Here is a 17,310-nt window from a genome sequence, read left to right as displayed (position 1 = left end):
GCGTCATCAATGCGGGCTGAGCCCGCTTACTCCGCCACTAACGGCAGACGCTGTTCGATAATACCGCCACCGAGGCAGACCTCACCAAGGTAAAACACCGCAGACTGACCCGGCGTCACCGCTGCAACCGGCTCGTCGAAACGCACCTCAATCCGATCGTCGCCGTGTGGGATAATCTCACAGGGAATATCGGTCTGACGATAGCGGGTTTTCACGGTGCAGCGAAGCGGGGCGGTAATCGGCTGGCGATCAACCCAGTGCAGCTGCTGCGCAATCAGGCCGACGGACATCAGACGCGGATGATCGCCGCCCTGGGCGACAATCAGGCGGTTACGCGCCACATCTTTGTCGACCACATACCAGGGATCATCTTTGCTCTCTTTCAGGCCGCCAATACCCAGGCCTTTACGCTGTCCCAGAGTATGGTACATCAGCCCCTGATGTTCACCGACGATCTGGCCTTCGGTGGTTTCGATTTCGCCAGGCTGAGCCGGGAGATAGCGCGCCAGGAAGTCGCGGAATTTGCGCTCACCGATAAAGCAGATGCCGGTCGAATCTTTCTTCTTCGCGGTGATAAGGTCGAGCTGTTCGGCAATGCGGCGCACCTCCGGTTTTTCCAGCTCGCCAACCGGGAACAGACTTTGGGCGATCTGCTGGTGGCTCAGGGTATAGAGGAAGTAGCTCTGATCTTTGTTGCCATCCAGACCGCGCAACAGCTGGCTCTGGCCAGCCACGTCCTGACGACGCACGTAGTGACCGGTGGCGATAAAATCTGCGCCGAGATCCTCAGCCGCGAACTCCAGGAACGCTTTGAATTTGATCTCTTTGTTGCAGAGGATATCGGGGTTGGGCGTGCGGCCCGCTTTGTACTCTTCGAGGAAGTGCTCAAAGACGTTATCCCAGTATTCAGCGGCAAAGTTAACTTTGTGCAGCTTCATACCCAGCTTGTCGCACACCGCTTGCGCATCCGCCAGATCGTCCGCGGCGGTACAATACTCCTCGCCATCGTCCTCCTCCCAGTTCTTCATGAACAGGCCTTCAACCTGGTAACCCTGCTGTTGCAGTAACCAGGCGGAAACGGAAGAATCGACGCCGCCGGACATACCGACGATCACTTTTTTCTGGCTGTTGTCAGACATGACACGCTCGCATTACGATAAAAAAACAGGCGGCGCATTCTATCATGCAGAAGGCAGGCGCGCACCCTCGTGAAACGGCCACCGGAACGGGCTGACCAGATGTAGCGGGTAGCGCGTGCCCTGTTGCCACAGGCGTACGCTTTCCGCGACCAGCGGCGAACGCAGGTTAGAGGCAGTGAGAATCTGCGCTGGCGGCAACCACCAGCAGCAATCGATGTCGCTGTCCTGCGGCTGGGTTGGCGCTTTTTCCGCCAGATCCACGCCAAACAGAAAACGCACAAAAGGCGTACTGTCGGGCGCGATCCACTGGTTTATCGCGATGAAATAGTGCATCGGCGTGGCGATGCCGGTCTCTTCATAGAGTTCGCGCTCTGCGGCTTCCAGCAGAGTTTCATCCGCTTCAAGATGCCCGGCGGGCTGGTTCCAGGTGGGGCGACCGTTAATCGTCTCTTCCACCACCAGTAATTCACCTTCGGCCTGAACCAGACAGGCGACAGTAACATGAGGTTTAAACATCACTTCTCCGCAATTGTTAACCTGAGGTTATAAAAAACCGGTTTTCAGAGCGCACTTTCGCTGAGTTCACGCCACGCGCCCGGAGCCAGATCGTCGAGCGAATAACTCCCCATCGCGTACCGGATCAATCGCAATGTGGGAAAGCCAATGTGGGCAGTCATCCGGCGAACCTGACGATTACGGCCTTCATACAGCGTGATTTTCAGCCACTGCGTCGGGATGTTTTTACGTTCGCGTATAGGTGGCTGACGTGGCCAGAGCCACTCAGGCTCAGCCACTTTTTCTACCCCAGCGGGCAGCGTCAACCCATCTTTCAGATTAACCCCATCCCGCAAAGGCTGCAGATCCGTCTCCTGTGGCTCGCCTTCCACCTGCACATAATAGATCTTACCTGTGCGTTTGCCGGGCTGAGTCAGCGCAGCCTGCAGCGCGCCGTCGTTGGTCAGCACCATCAATCCTTCGCTGTCGCGATCGAGGCGACCTGCGGCATAAACCTCTGCGACGCTGACAAAATCCTTCAGTGTTCGGCGGCCCGCTTCATCGGTGAACTGCGGTAACACGTCGAACGGTTTGTTAAACAGAATCACGCGGCGCGGAGCCGGAGGGCGGGCAGGGGAACGCCGCGCATCACGCATCGGGCGGCTGAATCGTTTATCCTGGTGAATTCGTTGAGAAGTTTTTCGCATGGGCTTTGCAGTCAGAAACATTCGGCGCATTATAACGTGAAATTGCGGTGATTGGCGTGGCGGAAATATTCAAGTAGTATTGACGCGCATCTTACAAATCATTAACAAACGCCCAGGAGAGGTTAATGGAAAGCAAAGTAGTTGTTCCGGCGGAAGGTCAGAAAATCACCCTGAATCAGGGCAAGCTCACAGTGCCAAACAATCCGGTCATTCCTTACATTGAGGGTGACGGTATCGGTGTTGATGTTTCCCCGGTAATGCTGAAAGTCGTCGATGCGGCGGTGAAGAAAGCCTACAACGGCGAGCGTAAGATCTCCTGGATGGAGATTTACACCGGTGAGAAGTCAGTTGAACTCTACGGCCAGGATGTCTGGCTGCCACAGGAAACTCTCGACTTAATCAAAGAATATCGCGTGGCCATTAAAGGCCCACTGACCACCCCGGTCGGCGGCGGTATTCGTTCACTGAACGTGGCCCTGCGTCAGGAGCTTGACCTCTACGTCTGCCTGCGTCCGGTACGTTACTACAAAGGCACGCCAAGCCCGGTTAAACGTCCTGAAGAGACCGACATGGTGATCTTCCGTGAAAACTCCGAAGATATCTATGCCGGTATCGAGTGGAAAGCGGGCTCTGCCGAAGCGGACAAAGTGATCAAGTTCCTGCGCGAAGAGATGGGCGTGAAGAAAATTCGCTTCCCTGAGCAGTGCGGTATCGGCGTTAAGCCGTGTTCAGAAGCGGGCACCAAACGTCTGGTGCGCGCGGCAGTGGAATACACCATCACTAACGATCGTGATTCACTGACCCTGGTTCACAAAGGCAACATCATGAAGTTCACCGAAGGTTCTTTCAAAGACTGGGGATACCAGTTAGTGAAAGAAGAGTTCGGCGGCGAACTGATCGACGGCGGCCCGTGGATGAAGTTCAAAAACCCGAACACCGGCAAAGAGATCATCGTTAAAGATGTGATTGCTGATGCGTTCCTGCAACAGATCCTGCTGCGTCCGGCTGAGTATGACGTTATCGCCTGTATGAACCTGAACGGTGACTACATCTCTGACGCTCTGGCAGCGCAGGTTGGCGGTATTGGTATCGCACCAGGCGCCAACATCGGTGACGAGTGTGCGCTGTTCGAAGCGACCCACGGTACAGCACCTAAGTATGCAGGTCAGGATAAAGTGAACCCAGGTTCAATTATTCTGTCCGCAGAAATGATGCTGCGTCACATGGAGTGGTTCGAAGCGGCTGACCTGATTGTTAAAGGTGTTGAAGGCGCTATCGCTAACAAGACCGTGACTTACGATTTCGAACGCCTGATGGATGGCGCTAAACTGTTGAAATGTTCAGAGTTTGGTGACGCGATCATCGAAAATATGTAATCGGCTTTACGTAACATACAGCCAACACGAATGTAAAAATCGTGTTGGCTTTTTATTTCACGCCTTCTTTCCCCAAAACTCCTCCAAAACTATTTCAAAATAACCGCTCCAGGGCCACGACCCTCCACTCCACTCCTCTCCGCGATCATTTTTGTAACATTCAGTCATCTTCTGAGAGCTATGGCCCAGCAGTTTTGATAATCGAGCCCTTGTGCACAATAACGACGTTCAGAAAGAGAGCGTTATACGTGGAATATTGACTGTCATCTGGCAAGGTTATTTCACTGTTATTACGCGCTTTAAAGACTGCATTGTGAGTAAAGTAACCCTGATCCTGCATCAGATGATGGCAAGAGATATGGTGTGCCTGAAATGAACCCGATATTTAGTCAGAGCAGCCATCATAGCAGCGGCTAAAGATCTGTTAGCGCAGAACGGTTCTGCTGAAAGTGAAAAGCGTTCAGCCACAATACGATGCTGGTCTCTCCGGTTGAAGCCGTTAAGCAGGCGGAAGAACCCGGATACTGTTCATAATGCTTTTCATCACAGAATGCGTTTCGGTAATAAAGATACGCCAGGGTACAACCTGGAAAAGAAAGCATAGGATCCAGGAAAATCGTTGCCTCAACACCTTCTGTTTTTGATCACTCGATTGCCCCATTCCCAACGTAACTGAACCTGATAAAACCGAGTCAGATAAGCTCTGATGTATAACATCGGGTGTCAAATAGCATTTTTTGTATAATAATTCTCTTTGCAAAACAAGTAATTAAAACTTGCGTGTAATCGCATTCATTTGCCCGATATGCAACATTGATCAGGATCATATTTCATCGAGATGTTGAGGCGTAGATTGCCCGTCATTAGTGACGCGATGCAGCGGGGTCGCTATTTGTAATCGCTTTCACACCCTTATTCATTAATCTTAATTGGATAAGAATTTTGAATAACTGAACTGTTTGTGAGGCACTTTAAGTGGTTCATAAAAAAGTCAGGTGCTCACATCAATCCCTCAGGCTTTGAGAGGGATCAATCAATTCGTTCACAATTTTTATCGCTGAACGTAGATTGTTAATATTATTGTAATCGATTACAAAAACGTCAGTTTATTAAACGCATTCTTAAATCGGAACCTTAAGAAGGATGGCGATATTTAATTTTTAGATTTTTAAGCAGTATAGCGTTACTAAGCAAGGCACAGAATAGTTTTAATCACTCTGGTCGGGCTTCTGAAGAAATGATTATCTTTTCTGACTTACTAAGAGTTTTTAGTAATTGTCAGGATAAAATCTAAGGTTCATCGGAATGACGGGTGAGTCGAAAGGGGGGTGCAGACTTAAGAGCAATCAACGTCAGGTATTTAAAATAAAGAAACGGCGTTGCTTAAAAATATAAGGTGCAGATTTTAGCAAGTGAATAAAGGATTTTAACCCAATGTAAAAAGGCCTCGTCCGTTAATACGAGGCCTTTCAGGGATTCTGATCAAATGGCTGGCGGGCCAGAAGACAGATATCCGTTTGTGATTTACAAATCTTGACATAAATCAACTTTAGCGAGTTCATATTAATGAAGAAATCAATTATAGCTGTGGCTATTTGTGCGATCTGCAGCGGATCCATGACAACCAGTGCAAATGCGAACGTTGTCTTCTCGGGGCCAGTGCAAAGCCTATATAACACTATTGCTGCCGGGCATATGGACAATGCTGTCGCTCGCGATGTCTGGGCAACGATGAATTCTGAACAACAGGCGGAATTCAAGCGTATTGAGCACAGCCACAATATGAATTATTCCTTCGATTTAGGTAATTCTGTTGCGCCAATGGCGATCCCGCAGGCCACACCACAAGCCAGACCGCAAAAGATACCGGTTGCGCCGCAGAAGGTTCCGCAGGCTACGCCACCGCGCCCACAGTCTGTGCCGTTCGCCCAGAAGGTGCCTGTTGCACCGCAGCAGGTTCCGCAGGCCTCACCGGTTAAAACGCCAGCCATTACCGGCAGCTCCTATCGCGCGGCCGTTACCGAAATGCAGGCGCATCCGGCTCAGTCTGTTCCGGTTCTGGCTCCGCAGAAAATCCCGCAGGCCACGCCGCCGATGCCACATCCGCAGGCCACGCCATCGCGTCCACAGTCCGTGCCGGTCGTCCAGAAGGTGCCTGTCGCACTGCAGAAGGTTCCGCAGGCTACGCCACCGCGCCCACAGTCTGTGCCGTTCGCCCAGAAGGTGCCTGTTGCACCACAGCAGGTTCCGCAGGCAACGCCACCGCGTCCACAGTCCGTGCCGGTCGCCCAGAAGGTGCCTGTTGCACCGCAGCAGGTTCCGCAGGCCTCACCGGTTAAAACGCCAGCCATTACCGGCAGCTCCTATCGCGCGGCCGTTACCGAAATGCAGGCGCATCCGGCTCAGTCTGTTCCGGTTCTGGCTCCGCAGAAAATCCCGCAGGCCACGCCGCCGATGCCACATCCGCAGGCCACGCCATCGCGTCCACAGTCCGTGCCGGTCGTCCAGAAGGTGCCTGTCGCACTGCAGCAGGTTCCGCAGGCAACGCCACCGCGTCCACAGTCCGTGCCGGTCGCCCAGAAGGTGCCTGTTGCACCGCAGCAGATCCCGCAGGCAACGCCACCGCGTCCACAGTCCGTGCCGGTCGTCCAGAAGGTGCCTGTTGCACCACAGCAGATCCCGCAGGCAGCGCCACCGCGTCCACAGTCCGTGCCGGTTGCCCAGAAGGAGCCTGTCGCACCGCAGCAGGTTCCACAGGCAACGCCACAGCGTCCACAGTCCGTGCCGGTCGCCCAGAAGGTGCCTGTTGCACCGCAGCAGGTTCCGCAGGCAACGCCTCCACGTCCACAGTCCGTGCCGATCGTCCAGAAGGTGCCTGTTGCACCACAGCAGATCCCGCAGGCAATGCCGGTTAAAACGCCAGCCATTACCGGCAGCACCTATCGCGCAGCCGTTACCGAAATGCAGTCGCATTCGACTCAATCTGTTCCGGTTGCTATTCAGCACAATGCAGCTCGCACCGATACTGACGGGCAGGATATTAGTGCTAATCGTGAAAGCATCCAGACTAATGCAGCTCGCATTGATGCTGAAGGGCAGGATATTAGTATTAATCGCGAAAGCATCCAGACCAACAGCGCTCGTATTAACACAAACGGACAGGCTATTCAGTACAACGCTGCGCGTATTGATACCAATGGACAAGCCATCAGTACAAACCGAGAAAGTATTCAGCACAACAGCGCTCGCATTGATCAAAATAGCGCACGCCTCAATAGCGCTGAGAAAAGCATCAGGCACAACGCAGATCGCATCGATGAAAACAGCAAGAAAATTAAGCAAATTGGCGATAATGCCGCGGCTATGTCTTCACTGCATTTTGATGCGATTCATAATAGCTGGGCGCTTTCTACCGGCACTGCAAACGGCGAAGGTGCAGGCTTCGCGGCTGGCATTCAGAAAGGTGTAACCGAACACTCAGCCGTATCCATCCAGGCTTCTACCGATTCTTACGGTGGCTGGATGGCAGGCGCAGGCGTACACGGGGACTTCTGAAAATGGCCCGCTTCGGCGGGCTGTTTTAGTCGGTGTTGTCAGCGTGAACAAGTGGAATGTGAACACCAGGGGTTAATTCCGGTTTATTGGCGCTGTAATAATTGGTTAGGTTTATTCGGCTTCTGGCGTTCTGTCTGGCAATAACGTTATCGCTTATTGCGCAAGGACTCGCTATTCAGAACTTTGGGAATTTGCCAGGTTTTCATTTTTTATCAGAGTAATGGATTGATTAATAGCGCGCGGTTAATGCGCTGGAGTGAAAGGGCTCTTCTGGCGGCATGTACAGTTTTCATGCTGGGTTTATTCATTTTTAAGCGTCGCGGCATTATCGCAAGCAATTCAGGCAGAGATGTGATGAATACTGAAAAAGTTAAAGCGTGGTTGATGGTGCATGCAAATGGCACTGAGTTAGTCACACAGCATAAAAAGCATGCGCTCACAGTTGCGCAACTGAAATTCTGGACGGTTTATCCATTGATACCTACAGCAGGAAGCCATGTGGTGAACCTTCGAGCCCAGGGCCAGAATAAAGCGCCAGCAATGAATGACAAATGTTAAAGCACAGGGCGATGAACCTTTGTTTTGTGACGTCGACCTGCTGGCAACTAAACATGCTTACTTCCTGCCATTACCTGCGGGCATGCCTGACGAAATTTCATTAATGTTTGAAGCAAAATAGGGCTGTAACATGAAAAAATTTTTGATTGTAGGTGCACTACTTGTGCTGACCGGCTGCTCGTCTTCCGCGTCTCGTATGGCCGGGAGCGAAGCACAAGGCGTAACCCGTGATGCGTGCTATCTGGCTGAACAGAACCGCCAGTTGGCGATGGTGGACGTAGCCGGGAAACAGGCTCTGGAAAATGCACAGTTCGCCCAGGAAGCGCATAAGTCTGCTGCCAAAACGTGGCGGTATAAAGACGTGGTCGTCTCCCGCGATAAACTGGGCATTGTGAGCATAGACGGTAAACCGGCCGTAATGACTGAAGAAAATAAGGGGAATCAGGTCTTTGCGACAGGTATCAGTAATGTGATTTTTTACAAAAACGGTAAAGTCGCATTAATGCAAAATGGCCAGTTTGAGGGCTGGATGAAGTGAGACAGGGTGAAGATTTGAAATTTATTTGCCAACTGTATCAGGAAACAATGCAGGCCATGGAGAAACAGATTCGTGACGAACGTGAAGTGTTTTTTCTGGCCGTAGGGATGTGGAAACAAATCTTTGTCACGCTTGTTTTCGTCGCGGTCACTATTGTCCTGGTCGAATGTCTGCGCTGGAGCAGCACTCACTGACATAAGAGTTAGTTAAACCGGTTTTAAGGGAGCCCGCTTCTCTTTGACACCGAAAGGAGAGGGTTCCTCACAGTGTGCCATTTAATTCTTTCTCTGACGTTATCGAGTCGGGAAACGTGAATCTGGCCTGTCGCGGTCTGGACAGTCTTTTTTCAATTCAGCTTTAATCACGTCGTCTGCGGCATGTTCAGTCAGCCGTTTGAATCTGAATCTGAGTTTCAGTCCGTCATCAGAACAGTTATGCCTTTCTGCAAGCGCTACCGCGGCGCTGTAGGCATTGTAACAACGGGCCACATCCGTCACTTTACGCTGACACTGACTGAACAGCGTAAACGCGGTGTCGGGATGTGCAGTCAGATAGGCAATTTGCGGATTGTTTCTTACCTGGTCAAGGATACCCGGTAAGGTCAGATAACTCAGCAAGATCGCCAGTGTGGTGATGATATAAATAAAATACTTATAAGGCACCGGGTCTCCTTCTTGCTGGCGCAGTTTTTTTACCGAGCGCGGATGGTGACAGACTGTCGCTAAATACGATATCAACCAAAGCGTAAAACCCGTTCCCTGACACGAAGCTCAGCGATTGTCCACCAGGCAGACTGGTGTAAACTGCTTTGCAGGTTAATAGTCACAGTAGCAATTATTGTTAAGTCCGGCGTGCCGCATAATGAGATGATTCTTACGCCCCTTCAAGAGCTAAGCCATTACGAGTGCCGGAGATAAGCGCCGGATGGGGCATGCTTCTTTTCTTGTTCTGTCAGCTCTGCCGCCTGTCTTCTCTCTCCCCAGCCAGATCTATTTCTGCTGTTCCCGTCAGGGAACCATCCGCAATCCACGCTGACTAATGGCTGACGTATGCCGTCACGTTTATCCCATCAACGGGAAACGCTGTGATGTGTTTCATGTTTAGCCTTTGCGCAGAGGATGTCAGACATGCGGGTTTTAATTATTTGTCGGGATAATATTGGCGACACCTTACTGACCACGCCGCTGATCAGTGCGCTGGCGCAGTCGGGGCAGCATCAGGTCGACGTGCTGACTAACAATTACGCTGCGCCAGTGTTGCAGCATAATCCCGATATCCGGCAGCTCTTCTATTACACTAAACTGCATCACCGTGAGGCAGGGCAGGGACGACTGGCCTGTCTCTTACAGCGACTGAAGCTGATGCTGACGCTGAAAAAACAGCGTTACGATGTGGTGATTCTGGCAAAAAGCCGCTGGGATCAGCATGGCCTGAAGTGGGTTAAAACAGTGCGTCCCGCCAGAGTGATTGCCCTGGGCCATCCCCATCCGCTGATTACCGATCTGCTGCCGCCACCCAGCCAGTCGCCGTGTCATATCAGTGAAACCCTGTTTAGCCTGGGGCGACCTTTCAATCTCAGCGCCACAGCGCCAGGCAAACTGACGCTGCTGCCGGATGCGGCAATCGCGGCCAGCCTGCGTGACACCTGTGCGATCGATCCCGCTGTTCCGGTCTATGCATTGCAAATCAGCGCCCGCAAGCCGAGCCAGCAGTGGGAAGCCGCGCGGTTTGCCGGGCTGGCTGAAAAAATCGCGGCACGTCATCCCTGCCAGATAATGCTGCTCTGGTCACCCGGCAGCCGTGATAATCCGCGTCATCCGGGAGATGATGAAAAAGCGCGTGAAATTATGGCGCTCTGCCCGCATCTGCCGATCAAAGCGGTGGCAACCACCAGCCTGCCGCAGTTGATTGCAGCAATGTCGTTGTGTCAGGGGCTGGTGAGCAGTGATGGCGGGGCAATGCACATTGGTGCGGCGCTGGGATTGCCGGTCGTCGCGCTGTTTGGCGACAGCGATCCGGCATGCTGGCACCCGTGGCAGGTTAACTATCAGGTGCTGCAACCGGCGTCACGTGAGGTCAATGCGCTGAGCAGCAGCGAGGTCTATGACGCGTTCGCCCATACCATTACTCAGTAATCCTCTTCAGGCCAGCGTCCCAGTCTGGCCGCTTCACACAGCATGGCGACCGTCAGTGGACGATAAGGCTGTGCTGTGCCCGCAGTAAACCAGTTTGCCACTGCAAAGCGCCGTCGGCGCGGCTCCGGAAAATAGCGGGCGTCATCATAGTGTTCTGAACAGACGCCGAAAGTGATGAAAAAATCACTCATCAGAATGGCAAAATCCACCTCACTCAGCGGTAACTGCTGGATATGAAACCCCGTCCGATCCACTTTCCGGAACCAGCCCAGTGCGGTTGGCTGATTGTGGTGCTCAATCAGCGCAATGATGGATTGAGAAAGGTCGTTCATTACCCCACCAGTTTCGCCACGGCCTGCCCGACCTCATCGGCCTTGATCGTTGCCATCGGATGCTGTGAGGCGGTTTTATCCGGGCGGTGAATAATGATGTGCCGATCGCTGTCCTGGCAGGGACCGGTATAACGCGGATTGGCGGTCGAGAACAGGCTGACCGTCGGCGTTTGCGCGGCCACGGCGATGTGCAGTGGACCGGTGTCCCCGGTAACCAGCACATCCAGCGTGCGAATCAGGCTAATCAGGCCGCTGAGATTCGTTTTACCCGCCATCGGGGTCACACGCTGACGGTAGTGCAGGGGCAGGCTTTCAATAAATTCCTGCTCAAGAGGCTGCTCAGCGGCGGTGCCGGTAACGATAATTTCCGTGTCAGGCCAGCGTTCAAGCAAGGCTGTCGCCAGCTGGCTGAAGGAGGCCAGCGGCCAGCGGCGAATATCTTTTGATGCCCCTAACTGAAAACCGATACGGCGATGGTCAGCCTTTGCAGTCGGACTGTTGTTCAGTGCCGGAAGGTGCATCCGGGTCTGCTCTGTCTCTGCGCCCAGGACTTCAATCAGTTTCAGCTTACGCTTGATGGTATGGTCATCGAAATAGCCTGAATAGTGATCGAGATATTTATTTAGCAGAGGCGATTCGCGGCCGTAATGATCGCGCACAATCACCTTACTGCCGGTCAGTACCGAGCTCATAATATCGTAGGGGAAATGGGCGTGTAATATTACTGACAGGTCAGGTTTCTGGCGGCGCAGTTTGAAAAAAAGTGGCAGGAAATTCGCCAGTTTGTTATCCCAGATATAGATCTGATCAAACCAGTTATAACGGCTGACGAGATCCTTATTTTTCTTGCTGGAAACCAGAATAAATTTGCTGGTGGGAAAGCGATTTTTCAGGCTCCAGATAGCCGGCGTATTCATCAGAAAATCGCCCAGTGCCGTGGTGGAGTATATCACCACTGTTTGTGGGGCCAGGTCGTGCAAGGCCTGTGGTTTTGTTCTGCTGGAAAATCGAGAATAGAGCGTTAAAAGTCGGTCTATCAGATAAATCTTTTTTTTCTTCACGTCTGAATTCTCTTGAATTTACCAATGTTATTAACAGGGAAATATTATGGAGTGTTAGAGATTAACGCTACAGAGAAAGTTCATTATGACAGGATGTTTTTTTCAGTCATTGAGTTTTTGTTTGAAATACACTCGCTTTCTGGTTTAAATAAAAATGAACTTTAATTTTTTGTTATTTGGAAGATGTTTTATGTGCACTTTTATTAATGAATGATTACGGCTTGTAATTCTATGAAAAACTAATAGCAGGTTAATTATTAGCGGAATTATTCTATGACTTCTATCTATTAAAAAACATGCGATAAAACAAACCCCGGCACGTTTGCCGGGGCAGGGTATTACGACTGTGGCTGACCCACCGGGCCTGAACCCAGCGTACCGCCCGGTGACGACTGACCGCTTGGTGCATGAGGGCGGCCATCATCTTTAATCGCGTCGCTCTTCTGCGAGCAGCCCGCCAGAGAGGTTAAGGTCGCTGCAACCAGCAGCAGGGCAGGAAATGTTTTCATAAGGTCACCTTGATGTTGTCAGAAAGAGACGAAACCAGACTAAGCATAGATACTTACCGCATTCTGGCCTGAAAAGGCTTATCTTTCAGATGTTTCTCAGCCGGCGGAGAGAGTCCAGGCAAAAAAAAACGGAAGCCAGTGGCTCCCGTTCTGTTGACGTTCAGCGCGATTACTTGCGGCCCAGCAGGAAGCCGATAAATACGCCAACGCCTGCAGCAACGGCCAGACCTGCAACAGGATTGGATTGAACCTGATCCTTGATACAGTCAGCAGCATCGCGGGCAGCATAGCTTGCCTGGTTGGTGTAACGGCGTGCTGCGCCTTTAGCCTGATGCTCAGATGAACCGGTTGCTGCACCCCATTGTTCCTGAACTGCGCCAGCGGCTTCTTTTACTTTATCTTCGATTTTTCCTGACATTTATTGCTCCTTGGTTTTGAGTGAGACCCTCAAAGCGTAGCAAAGATAGTGAATTCTGCTCCTCCAGCGGAGGAAAATGGGCTAAAAAATCATTTCTGGCTGTTAATGGCGCTGCGTTTGCGGGTAAGGGATTTACTGTCTAGCCTTTGGAAAGAGAGGCGCACTCAGGCGCTGCCACAGCCATAGCCAAAGCTACAGCCGGAGGATAAGCAATGAAACGTGATGCACTGAATGATGACGACTATGATGAAGTCTGCCGGGTCATTGGCGATGCGGTCATTGTGCTGTCGGAGCGCGGCCATGACACCCGCCGTGGCGAAATCTACGACCTGCTTAAACGTATACGTCAGCAGCGGGCCCACAGTGAACGGGATGAGCAGCGGATGCTGGATCATGCTATCCGGCTGATTAAGCCTGAGGTTTAGCATAGTGCGGAAACGCTGCGCTACTGCAGCAGCACGCCCTGAATCAGACTGGCCTCAACAATCGTAACCTCATTAATTTTCAGCGCCTGCATATAACCTTCAACCAGTAAGAGATTGCTGACATCAGTGGCCCGGTAGTCGCCCGGGAGTTCACTGTCGCCTTTCCAGACCTGCTGCTGCGACAGCTGACTTAATGTCGTCAGGCTGTAACGATGGGGTTTGCCCGGTAACTGATTGCGGATTGAAAAACCATGGACGCCGCCGATGCCAATGACCCGACGGCTCGCCAGATCCTGTTTAATCTGCGGGCTGACCTCATTAGCGGCATAAAATTGCACAAAGCGCAGCACCGACTGCCGCCAGGAGCCAATCGGATTAGGGGATTTGGCCTCCGGGCTGTTCTTCAGCACCGTCAGAATAAAGTTTTTCAGCGTCACCGAGGCCAGTTTGCCCTGATAGATATCTGCAACCGGCTGACCCGCCTGCTGTCGCCAGGCAGTCATCTGCATCGATCCCCCACCAATATCCCAGACCAGCAGTTGCTCATCACGGATCGCCGGATCGTTAAGCGCGGCTTTAGCAGAGAGGAAACCGAGTTTCGCTTCCTGCTGCTGCGAGATGATGCTGATTTGCGCACCGGTCTGGCGCTGCAACTGATCGATGACCGCCTGTCCGTTGCTGGCGTTGCGGAACACCGCGGTGGCAACGCCGCTGATCCGCTGTGGATGAAAGCGCCGTGCCTGCGTTAAAAGCTGCTGCAGGGCGGCGGCACCTTCATGAGTCATTGCCGGGCTGAGCTGATTATCTGTTGAATGCGCTAAGGCCTCGTTCCATGCCACGGCGCGCTGATCCTGATACAGCATCTTTTCGATGCGCAGCTGGCAGACATTGACACGGGCTACCGCAATTTTGGTGGTGCCGGAACCGATATCCAGACCGGCGCGGATTTGCTGGCAGCGATCGGCCTGGGCAGCAGCGGCAAAAAACAGTGAGCAGAACAGCGTGACAGCAGACAGCGCAGCAGAACGCATAGCGACTCCGGGTGCAATGAGGATCAGAGTGAACGGGCGGCGACGCAGGCCGGATAGACGCTCACCAGGAAGTGACGCAGATGATCAAAACACCATTCGGCGTCATCCGCCTGCGGGCAATAGAACTGAATAGTGATCTTTTCATAATCGCGCTGACGCTGGCGCAGCGGCGACCAGCTCCAGTCGAGTACCGAGCGGGCATAATTGACCAGCGTCTCGGCGGGCATCTGATGTTGCTGCTCCTGCCCGGTCAGGTAGCGATAAAAGTTCGCTTCCAGCTGCAGCGCCTCCTCAAAGCCGTGTTGCGGCAGGTCGGGACGAAAAGCCACATCGATAAAGCCACAGACCGCATCTGCCTGCTGCTGCCAGTCGCAGGCCAGGGTCATAAACAGCCCCTCCTGCAGATTGATCTCCTCGACCAGCCGCCGCAGATTCACTGAATGGTTCAGCACCGCGATCTCCTCAAGGCGACCGGTTTCCAGCGTCAGATCAAAGCCACAGGGATTCACGGAGCCATCCGCATTGCGGGTGGCGGGGAAGGGGAAGTCGATATAACCGTTGTTATCCAGACGCTTTTCCATCGGGGAGACCTGCTGCTTGACGTTTCCTGACAATAAACCATCTGGCAGCAGGATTCATCCCTTATGGACAGGTCCAGGTGATTTGGGTGTCCTGGTAAGGGTTGATCAGGCGGAACTGCTTATCTGACAGGCGCTGCGCGTAATAGCCCTCAGGCGTGACGGCGGAGGGAACATATTTAAAGCGATCCAGCGACTGCAGCGGGCCACTCTTAACGCTGACCTTATCCCGGGTCACGGTGAAGCTATTAACCAGATCAAAAATCACGCCCTGGGTATGCCCCATCGACTGACCATAAATTGTCGAGACCTCACCCGGACATTCCACCCCTTTCGGGCCAGATGAACATCCAGTCACCATCGCGATGAGGATAAAAATGCTGAGACGCATCATGATTTTCTACCTGCTTCAATCCCTGGGAGTTTCGTGGCGCAGAGTCTATCCTGCTGCGTCACTGATTACTTAATCATAGCAGTTTACGCTGCGCTTCCTGTTTGTGATTTGTTTAATCGTTAAGCAACAGGAATGTAAAAGGGTGACTTTGCTTATCAATAAACGTTATTCTTGGCTCCTTTGCGCACCACTTAGGCAAATCCAGGGATAAATGATGAACGAAGAAGAAGCAAGTCTAATGATTATTCGCCATGCGATTGACCAGTTAGAAGCCGATAAGAAGCAACAGGTGATCGCTTGTTCAGCGGATATACGTGCAGCAATGCAGGCTTATGATAGCGAGAATGCCGGGCTGGCACTGATGTTAGTGGCCGCCGAGGTAGCAGCCGAATAATCATATCCGGTCAGTGTGGCAGCCTGTTACGCTGGCCGGATTACTTTATTTTTTCTCAACTTTCAGATTTCTTCGCACGCCGATTCTATCTTTCAATGGTCTTGCTGCGGGTTGCCCCGCGTCCCTTCTCTGTCCTGTGATGTGTTAAGCTAAAAAACCTCAATAAAATCAGCGGAGACACAGCATGAAGGCAGCGTTAATTGCCCTGGGCCTGCTGGCCTGTCACATCGCACCCGCCTGGAGCGAGACGGAATTTCAGCTTAACTGTCCCGGCCGGACAACCATGACCGTTTCGCGTGCCGAATATGGTTTAACCACGTTAATGTGGCCGCCGGGGCATTTCCAGATTGCTGCCGGTCAGCAGCGTACCCGTTTAGAGGCGGGTGATAAGGTGGCGATTACCCGCTTTCGCAATGGCGATCAGCTGATTGTGAACCAGCGCAACCAGGCGACCTTTTTTGTCTACCGCGACAGCGATAAACTGCTGCCCTGCAGCCGCAGTGAAAAACGCGATGTTGATGCGTTGAGCCTGGAGCGCTACGACGATCGTCAGCACTCCGACACTTAACCCACGGAGCCACTATGCAACCCGAGATTACCGATAAGGTCACAACGCAGGATCTGGATGAAGTCAGGCTGGGTCTGACTGCGTTCAACAGCAAATATATTAATATTGATGAGATCAGATCGATCGGCGTGTTTATTCGTGATGACCAGGGCAGAAAGCTGGCCGGACTGACCGGATCAACCGCCGGAAACTGGCTGCGGATTGATATGCTGTGGGTGAGTGAGGCGCTACGCGGGCAGGGGGCGGGCAGTAAGCTGATGCAGGCGGCAGAGCAGGAGGCGCGGGATCGCGGCTGCCGCTTTGCCCAGGTGGATACCGCCAGTTTTCAGGCGCGGCCGTTTTATGAAAAGCTTGGCTATACACTGCGCTTCAGCCTGGATAACTATCCACGGCATCATCAGCGCCACTATCTGACGAAAGCCCTGTAATCAGAATAATGGTTGCTGACGCAAATCCAGCGGATGCTGTTCTGCTTCATCAATCGCGGCCAGCCAGCTCTGCAGCGTAACTTTTTTCCAGGAGAGATGCCCGCGCGTGGTACTCATCAGCACCACGTCGGGACGCAGGGAGCGGTAAAACTCCAGCGTCTGGCTCAGCTCAGCCGGATTACTGTCCGGCACCAGCACCGTGATCCAGCGGTCATGCGAACGTGTCACGGTATCGCCAACAAACAGATAGGTCAGCCCCAGCGGCGAGGTGTAGAGATAGCTGCAACTGCCCGGTGTGTGTCCTGGCGTTGGCAGCAGATGGAAATCCCCGAAGTGCGTCTCCTGCTGCGAAAAGGTGTCATCAGGCTCAGCAAAACGGCTGATGGGGCCCAGCGATCGGCTATGGCAGTAAAGTGCGCTGCTGAAGCGCTGCTGGATCAGTGCCGCACCGGGCGCGGATTCATGCCAGTGGGTGAGGTAGTGGCGGATCACGCCGCCGGTATCGGCCATGACTTCATGATCGAGCGGATTTTCTACGCGGCCAATCAACAGATTGCCGCGTGGGTGACGCAGCATAAAGCCATGCATCATCAGGTCATTAACGGCATCTTCCACCGGAAATTCCGGGGTTGAGATCCACAAATCGTCATACAACGGCTTCAATGTCGA

At 52.7% G+C, this 17,310-nt stretch carries 22 protein-coding genes; 10 read left to right on the top strand and 12 right to left on the bottom strand.

Annotated elements, in window-relative coordinates; all coding sequences use genetic code 11:
- Window positions 1–26: 26 nt before the first annotated feature.
- The 3 genes from mnmA to rluE are packed head-to-tail and all read right to left on the bottom strand — an operon-like array spanning window position 27 to window position 2,362.
- Window positions 27–1,139: a tRNA 2-thiouridine(34) synthase MnmA gene (gene mnmA, locus NR201_RS02970; RefSeq protein WP_010669869.1), complete on the bottom strand. Its 1,113-nt coding sequence runs from the start codon at window positions 1,137–1,139 to the stop codon at window positions 27–29.
- Window positions 1,140–1,181: 42 nt separating this feature from the next.
- On the bottom strand, window positions 1,182–1,655 hold the full coding sequence (locus tag NR201_RS02965; protein WP_010246262.1) for an NUDIX domain-containing protein: 474 nt from the start codon (window positions 1,653–1,655) through the stop codon (window positions 1,182–1,184).
- Window positions 1,656–1,699: 44 nt separating this feature from the next.
- On the bottom strand, window positions 1,700–2,362 hold the full coding sequence (gene rluE / locus NR201_RS02960) for a 23S rRNA pseudouridine(2457) synthase RluE (RefSeq protein WP_256844264.1): 663 nt from the start codon (window positions 2,360–2,362) through the stop codon (window positions 1,700–1,702).
- 104 nt (window positions 2,363–2,466) lie between these two features.
- Between rluE and icd the strand changes: the two genes are divergently transcribed.
- The 5 genes from icd (at window position 2,467) to NR201_RS02935 (ending at window position 8,562) form a co-directional block, all read left to right on the top strand.
- Window positions 2,467–3,717, top strand: coding sequence for an NADP-dependent isocitrate dehydrogenase (icd, locus tag NR201_RS02955; protein WP_010246256.1), 1,251 nt, complete (start codon window positions 2,467–2,469; stop codon window positions 3,715–3,717).
- A gap of 1,731 nt (window positions 3,718–5,448) precedes the next feature.
- The gene (locus NR201_RS02950) at window positions 5,449–7,272 is read left to right on the top strand and encodes a hypothetical protein (RefSeq protein WP_256849360.1); all 1,824 of its coding nucleotides are present in this window, start codon (window positions 5,449–5,451) and stop codon (window positions 7,270–7,272) included.
- Window positions 7,273–7,518: 246 nt separating this feature from the next.
- On the top strand, window positions 7,519–7,830 hold the full coding sequence (locus NR201_RS02945) for a hypothetical protein (RefSeq protein ID WP_256844210.1): 312 nt from the start codon (window positions 7,519–7,521) through the stop codon (window positions 7,828–7,830).
- 130 nt (window positions 7,831–7,960) lie between these two features.
- Window positions 7,961–8,368: a hypothetical protein gene (locus tag NR201_RS02940; protein WP_256844209.1), complete on the top strand. Its 408-nt coding sequence runs from the start codon at window positions 7,961–7,963 to the stop codon at window positions 8,366–8,368.
- Window positions 8,369–8,424: 56 nt separating this feature from the next.
- Window positions 8,425–8,562 (top strand): hypothetical protein, encoded by a 138-nt coding sequence (locus tag NR201_RS02935; RefSeq protein ID WP_256844208.1) that lies wholly within the window; start codon window positions 8,425–8,427, stop codon window positions 8,560–8,562.
- A gap of 99 nt (window positions 8,563–8,661) precedes the next feature.
- On the opposite strand, the gene NR201_RS02930 is transcribed toward NR201_RS02935, so the two are convergent.
- Window positions 8,662–9,105, bottom strand: coding sequence for a hypothetical protein (locus NR201_RS02930; RefSeq protein WP_167861874.1), 444 nt, complete (start codon window positions 9,103–9,105; stop codon window positions 8,662–8,664).
- Between the two features lie 390 nt (window positions 9,106–9,495).
- Here NR201_RS02930 and NR201_RS02925 point away from each other — a divergent pair, with 390 nt between their 5' ends.
- Window positions 9,496–10,503: a glycosyltransferase family 9 protein gene (locus tag NR201_RS02925; RefSeq protein WP_122458855.1), complete on the top strand. Its 1,008-nt coding sequence runs from the start codon at window positions 9,496–9,498 to the stop codon at window positions 10,501–10,503.
- Here NR201_RS02925 and NR201_RS02920 read toward each other — a convergent pair.
- From NR201_RS02920 to NR201_RS02905, 4 genes are all read right to left on the bottom strand, one after another.
- A complete protein-coding gene (locus NR201_RS02920; RefSeq protein WP_062757433.1) occupies window positions 10,497–10,835 on the bottom strand; it encodes a DUF1493 family protein in 339 nt (112 codons plus the stop codon). The two genes, NR201_RS02925 and NR201_RS02920, sit on opposite strands and share 7 nt — an antisense overlap.
- Entirely contained in the window at window positions 10,835–11,896 is a 1,062-nt protein-coding gene (locus NR201_RS02915) for a glycosyltransferase family 9 protein (RefSeq protein WP_062757434.1), read from the bottom strand. Before NR201_RS02915 ends, NR201_RS02920 begins: the two co-directional genes overlap by 1 nt.
- 338 nt (window positions 11,897–12,234) lie before the next feature.
- Window positions 12,235–12,405, bottom strand: coding sequence for a hypothetical protein (locus tag NR201_RS02910; RefSeq protein ID WP_164501688.1), 171 nt, complete (start codon window positions 12,403–12,405; stop codon window positions 12,235–12,237).
- Window positions 12,406–12,574: 169 nt separating this feature from the next.
- Window positions 12,575–12,823 (bottom strand): YqjD family protein, encoded by a 249-nt coding sequence (locus tag NR201_RS02905; RefSeq protein ID WP_010246235.1) that lies wholly within the window; start codon window positions 12,821–12,823, stop codon window positions 12,575–12,577.
- Between the two features lie 212 nt (window positions 12,824–13,035).
- On the opposite strand from NR201_RS02905, the gene NR201_RS02900 reads away from it, so the two are divergent.
- Window positions 13,036–13,248: a DUF2767 family protein gene (locus NR201_RS02900; protein WP_010246232.1), complete on the top strand. Its 213-nt coding sequence runs from the start codon at window positions 13,036–13,038 to the stop codon at window positions 13,246–13,248.
- A 20-nt stretch (window positions 13,249–13,268) separates the two neighbouring features.
- Here NR201_RS02900 and NR201_RS02895 read toward each other — a convergent pair whose 3' ends face one another.
- From NR201_RS02895 to NR201_RS02885, 3 genes are all read right to left on the bottom strand, one after another.
- Window positions 13,269–14,279: a Ppx/GppA phosphatase family protein gene (locus NR201_RS02895; RefSeq protein WP_060679962.1), complete on the bottom strand. Its 1,011-nt coding sequence runs from the start codon at window positions 14,277–14,279 to the stop codon at window positions 13,269–13,271.
- Window positions 14,280–14,302: 23 nt separating this feature from the next.
- Window positions 14,303–14,860: a hypothetical protein gene (locus NR201_RS02890; protein ID WP_022625839.1), complete on the bottom strand. Its 558-nt coding sequence runs from the start codon at window positions 14,858–14,860 to the stop codon at window positions 14,303–14,305.
- A 61-nt stretch (window positions 14,861–14,921) separates the two neighbouring features.
- Complete coding sequence (locus NR201_RS02885) at window positions 14,922–15,251, bottom strand: hypothetical protein (protein WP_010246223.1); 330 nt, start codon at window positions 15,249–15,251, stop codon at window positions 14,922–14,924.
- Window positions 15,252–15,465: 214 nt separating this feature from the next.
- Here NR201_RS02885 and NR201_RS02880 point away from each other — a divergent pair, with 214 nt between their 5' ends.
- The 3 genes from NR201_RS02880 (at window position 15,466) to NR201_RS02870 (ending at window position 16,641) form a co-directional block, all read left to right on the top strand.
- Window positions 15,466–15,645, top strand: a complete 180-nt coding sequence (locus tag NR201_RS02880; RefSeq protein ID WP_010246220.1) for a hypothetical protein — start codon at window positions 15,466–15,468, stop codon at window positions 15,643–15,645.
- A gap of 184 nt (window positions 15,646–15,829) precedes the next feature.
- On the top strand, window positions 15,830–16,213 hold the full coding sequence (locus NR201_RS02875) for a hypothetical protein (protein ID WP_033757330.1): 384 nt from the start codon (window positions 15,830–15,832) through the stop codon (window positions 16,211–16,213).
- Between the two features lie 14 nt (window positions 16,214–16,227).
- Complete coding sequence (locus tag NR201_RS02870; protein WP_010669877.1) at window positions 16,228–16,641, top strand: N-acetyltransferase; 414 nt, start codon at window positions 16,228–16,230, stop codon at window positions 16,639–16,641.
- On the opposite strand, the gene NR201_RS02865 is transcribed toward NR201_RS02870, so the two are convergent.
- Window positions 16,642–17,304, bottom strand: a complete 663-nt coding sequence (locus NR201_RS02865) for an MBL fold metallo-hydrolase (protein ID WP_010246210.1) — start codon at window positions 17,302–17,304, stop codon at window positions 16,642–16,644.
- Between the last annotated feature and the right edge of the window lie 6 nt (window positions 17,305–17,310).

This window comes from Pantoea sp. Fr-CA_6, from assembly GCF_024520895.1.
Classification (GTDB): domain Bacteria; phylum Pseudomonadota; class Gammaproteobacteria; order Enterobacterales; family Enterobacteriaceae; genus Pantoea; species Pantoea agglomerans.
Note: the sequence above shows the minus strand (reverse complement) of the source record. Positions and strands in the feature narration are given on the sequence as shown.

Excerpts from the sequence above, each read along its gene's own strand:
- mnmA (WP_010669869.1), bottom strand. The coding sequence starts at position 1,139 with ATGTCTGACAACAGCCAGAAAAAAGTGATCGTCGGTATGTCCGGCGGC.
- NR201_RS02965 (WP_010246262.1), bottom strand. The coding sequence starts at position 1,655 with ATGTTTAAACCTCATGTTACTGTCGCCTGTCTGGTTCAGGCCGAAGGT.
- rluE (WP_256844264.1), bottom strand. The coding sequence starts at position 2,362 with ATGTTTCTGACTGCAAAGCCCATGCGAAAAACTTCTCAACGAATTCAC.
- icd (WP_010246256.1), top strand. The coding sequence starts at position 2,467 with ATGGAAAGCAAAGTAGTTGTTCCGGCGGAAGGTCAGAAAATCACCCTG.
- NR201_RS02950 (WP_256849360.1), top strand. The coding sequence starts at position 5,449 with ATGAATTCTGAACAACAGGCGGAATTCAAGCGTATTGAGCACAGCCAC.
- NR201_RS02945 (WP_256844210.1), top strand. The coding sequence starts at position 7,519 with ATGCGCTGGAGTGAAAGGGCTCTTCTGGCGGCATGTACAGTTTTCATG.
- NR201_RS02940 (WP_256844209.1), top strand. The coding sequence starts at position 7,961 with ATGAAAAAATTTTTGATTGTAGGTGCACTACTTGTGCTGACCGGCTGC.
- NR201_RS02935 (WP_256844208.1), top strand. The coding sequence starts at position 8,425 with ATGGAGAAACAGATTCGTGACGAACGTGAAGTGTTTTTTCTGGCCGTA.
- NR201_RS02925 (WP_122458855.1), top strand. The coding sequence starts at position 9,496 with ATGCGGGTTTTAATTATTTGTCGGGATAATATTGGCGACACCTTACTG.
- NR201_RS02920 (WP_062757433.1), bottom strand. The coding sequence starts at position 10,835 with ATGAACGACCTTTCTCAATCCATCATTGCGCTGATTGAGCACCACAAT.
- NR201_RS02910 (WP_164501688.1), bottom strand. The coding sequence starts at position 12,405 with ATGAAAACATTTCCTGCCCTGCTGCTGGTTGCAGCGACCTTAACCTCT.
- NR201_RS02905 (WP_010246235.1), bottom strand. The coding sequence starts at position 12,823 with ATGTCAGGAAAAATCGAAGATAAAGTAAAAGAAGCCGCTGGCGCAGTT.
- NR201_RS02900 (WP_010246232.1), top strand. The coding sequence starts at position 13,036 with ATGAAACGTGATGCACTGAATGATGACGACTATGATGAAGTCTGCCGG.
- NR201_RS02895 (WP_060679962.1), bottom strand. The coding sequence starts at position 14,279 with ATGCGTTCTGCTGCGCTGTCTGCTGTCACGCTGTTCTGCTCACTGTTT.
- NR201_RS02890 (WP_022625839.1), bottom strand. The coding sequence starts at position 14,860 with ATGGAAAAGCGTCTGGATAACAACGGTTATATCGACTTCCCCTTCCCC.
- NR201_RS02885 (WP_010246223.1), bottom strand. The coding sequence starts at position 15,251 with ATGATGCGTCTCAGCATTTTTATCCTCATCGCGATGGTGACTGGATGT.
- NR201_RS02880 (WP_010246220.1), top strand. The coding sequence starts at position 15,466 with ATGAACGAAGAAGAAGCAAGTCTAATGATTATTCGCCATGCGATTGAC.
- NR201_RS02875 (WP_033757330.1), top strand. The coding sequence starts at position 15,830 with ATGAAGGCAGCGTTAATTGCCCTGGGCCTGCTGGCCTGTCACATCGCA.
- NR201_RS02870 (WP_010669877.1), top strand. The coding sequence starts at position 16,228 with ATGCAACCCGAGATTACCGATAAGGTCACAACGCAGGATCTGGATGAA.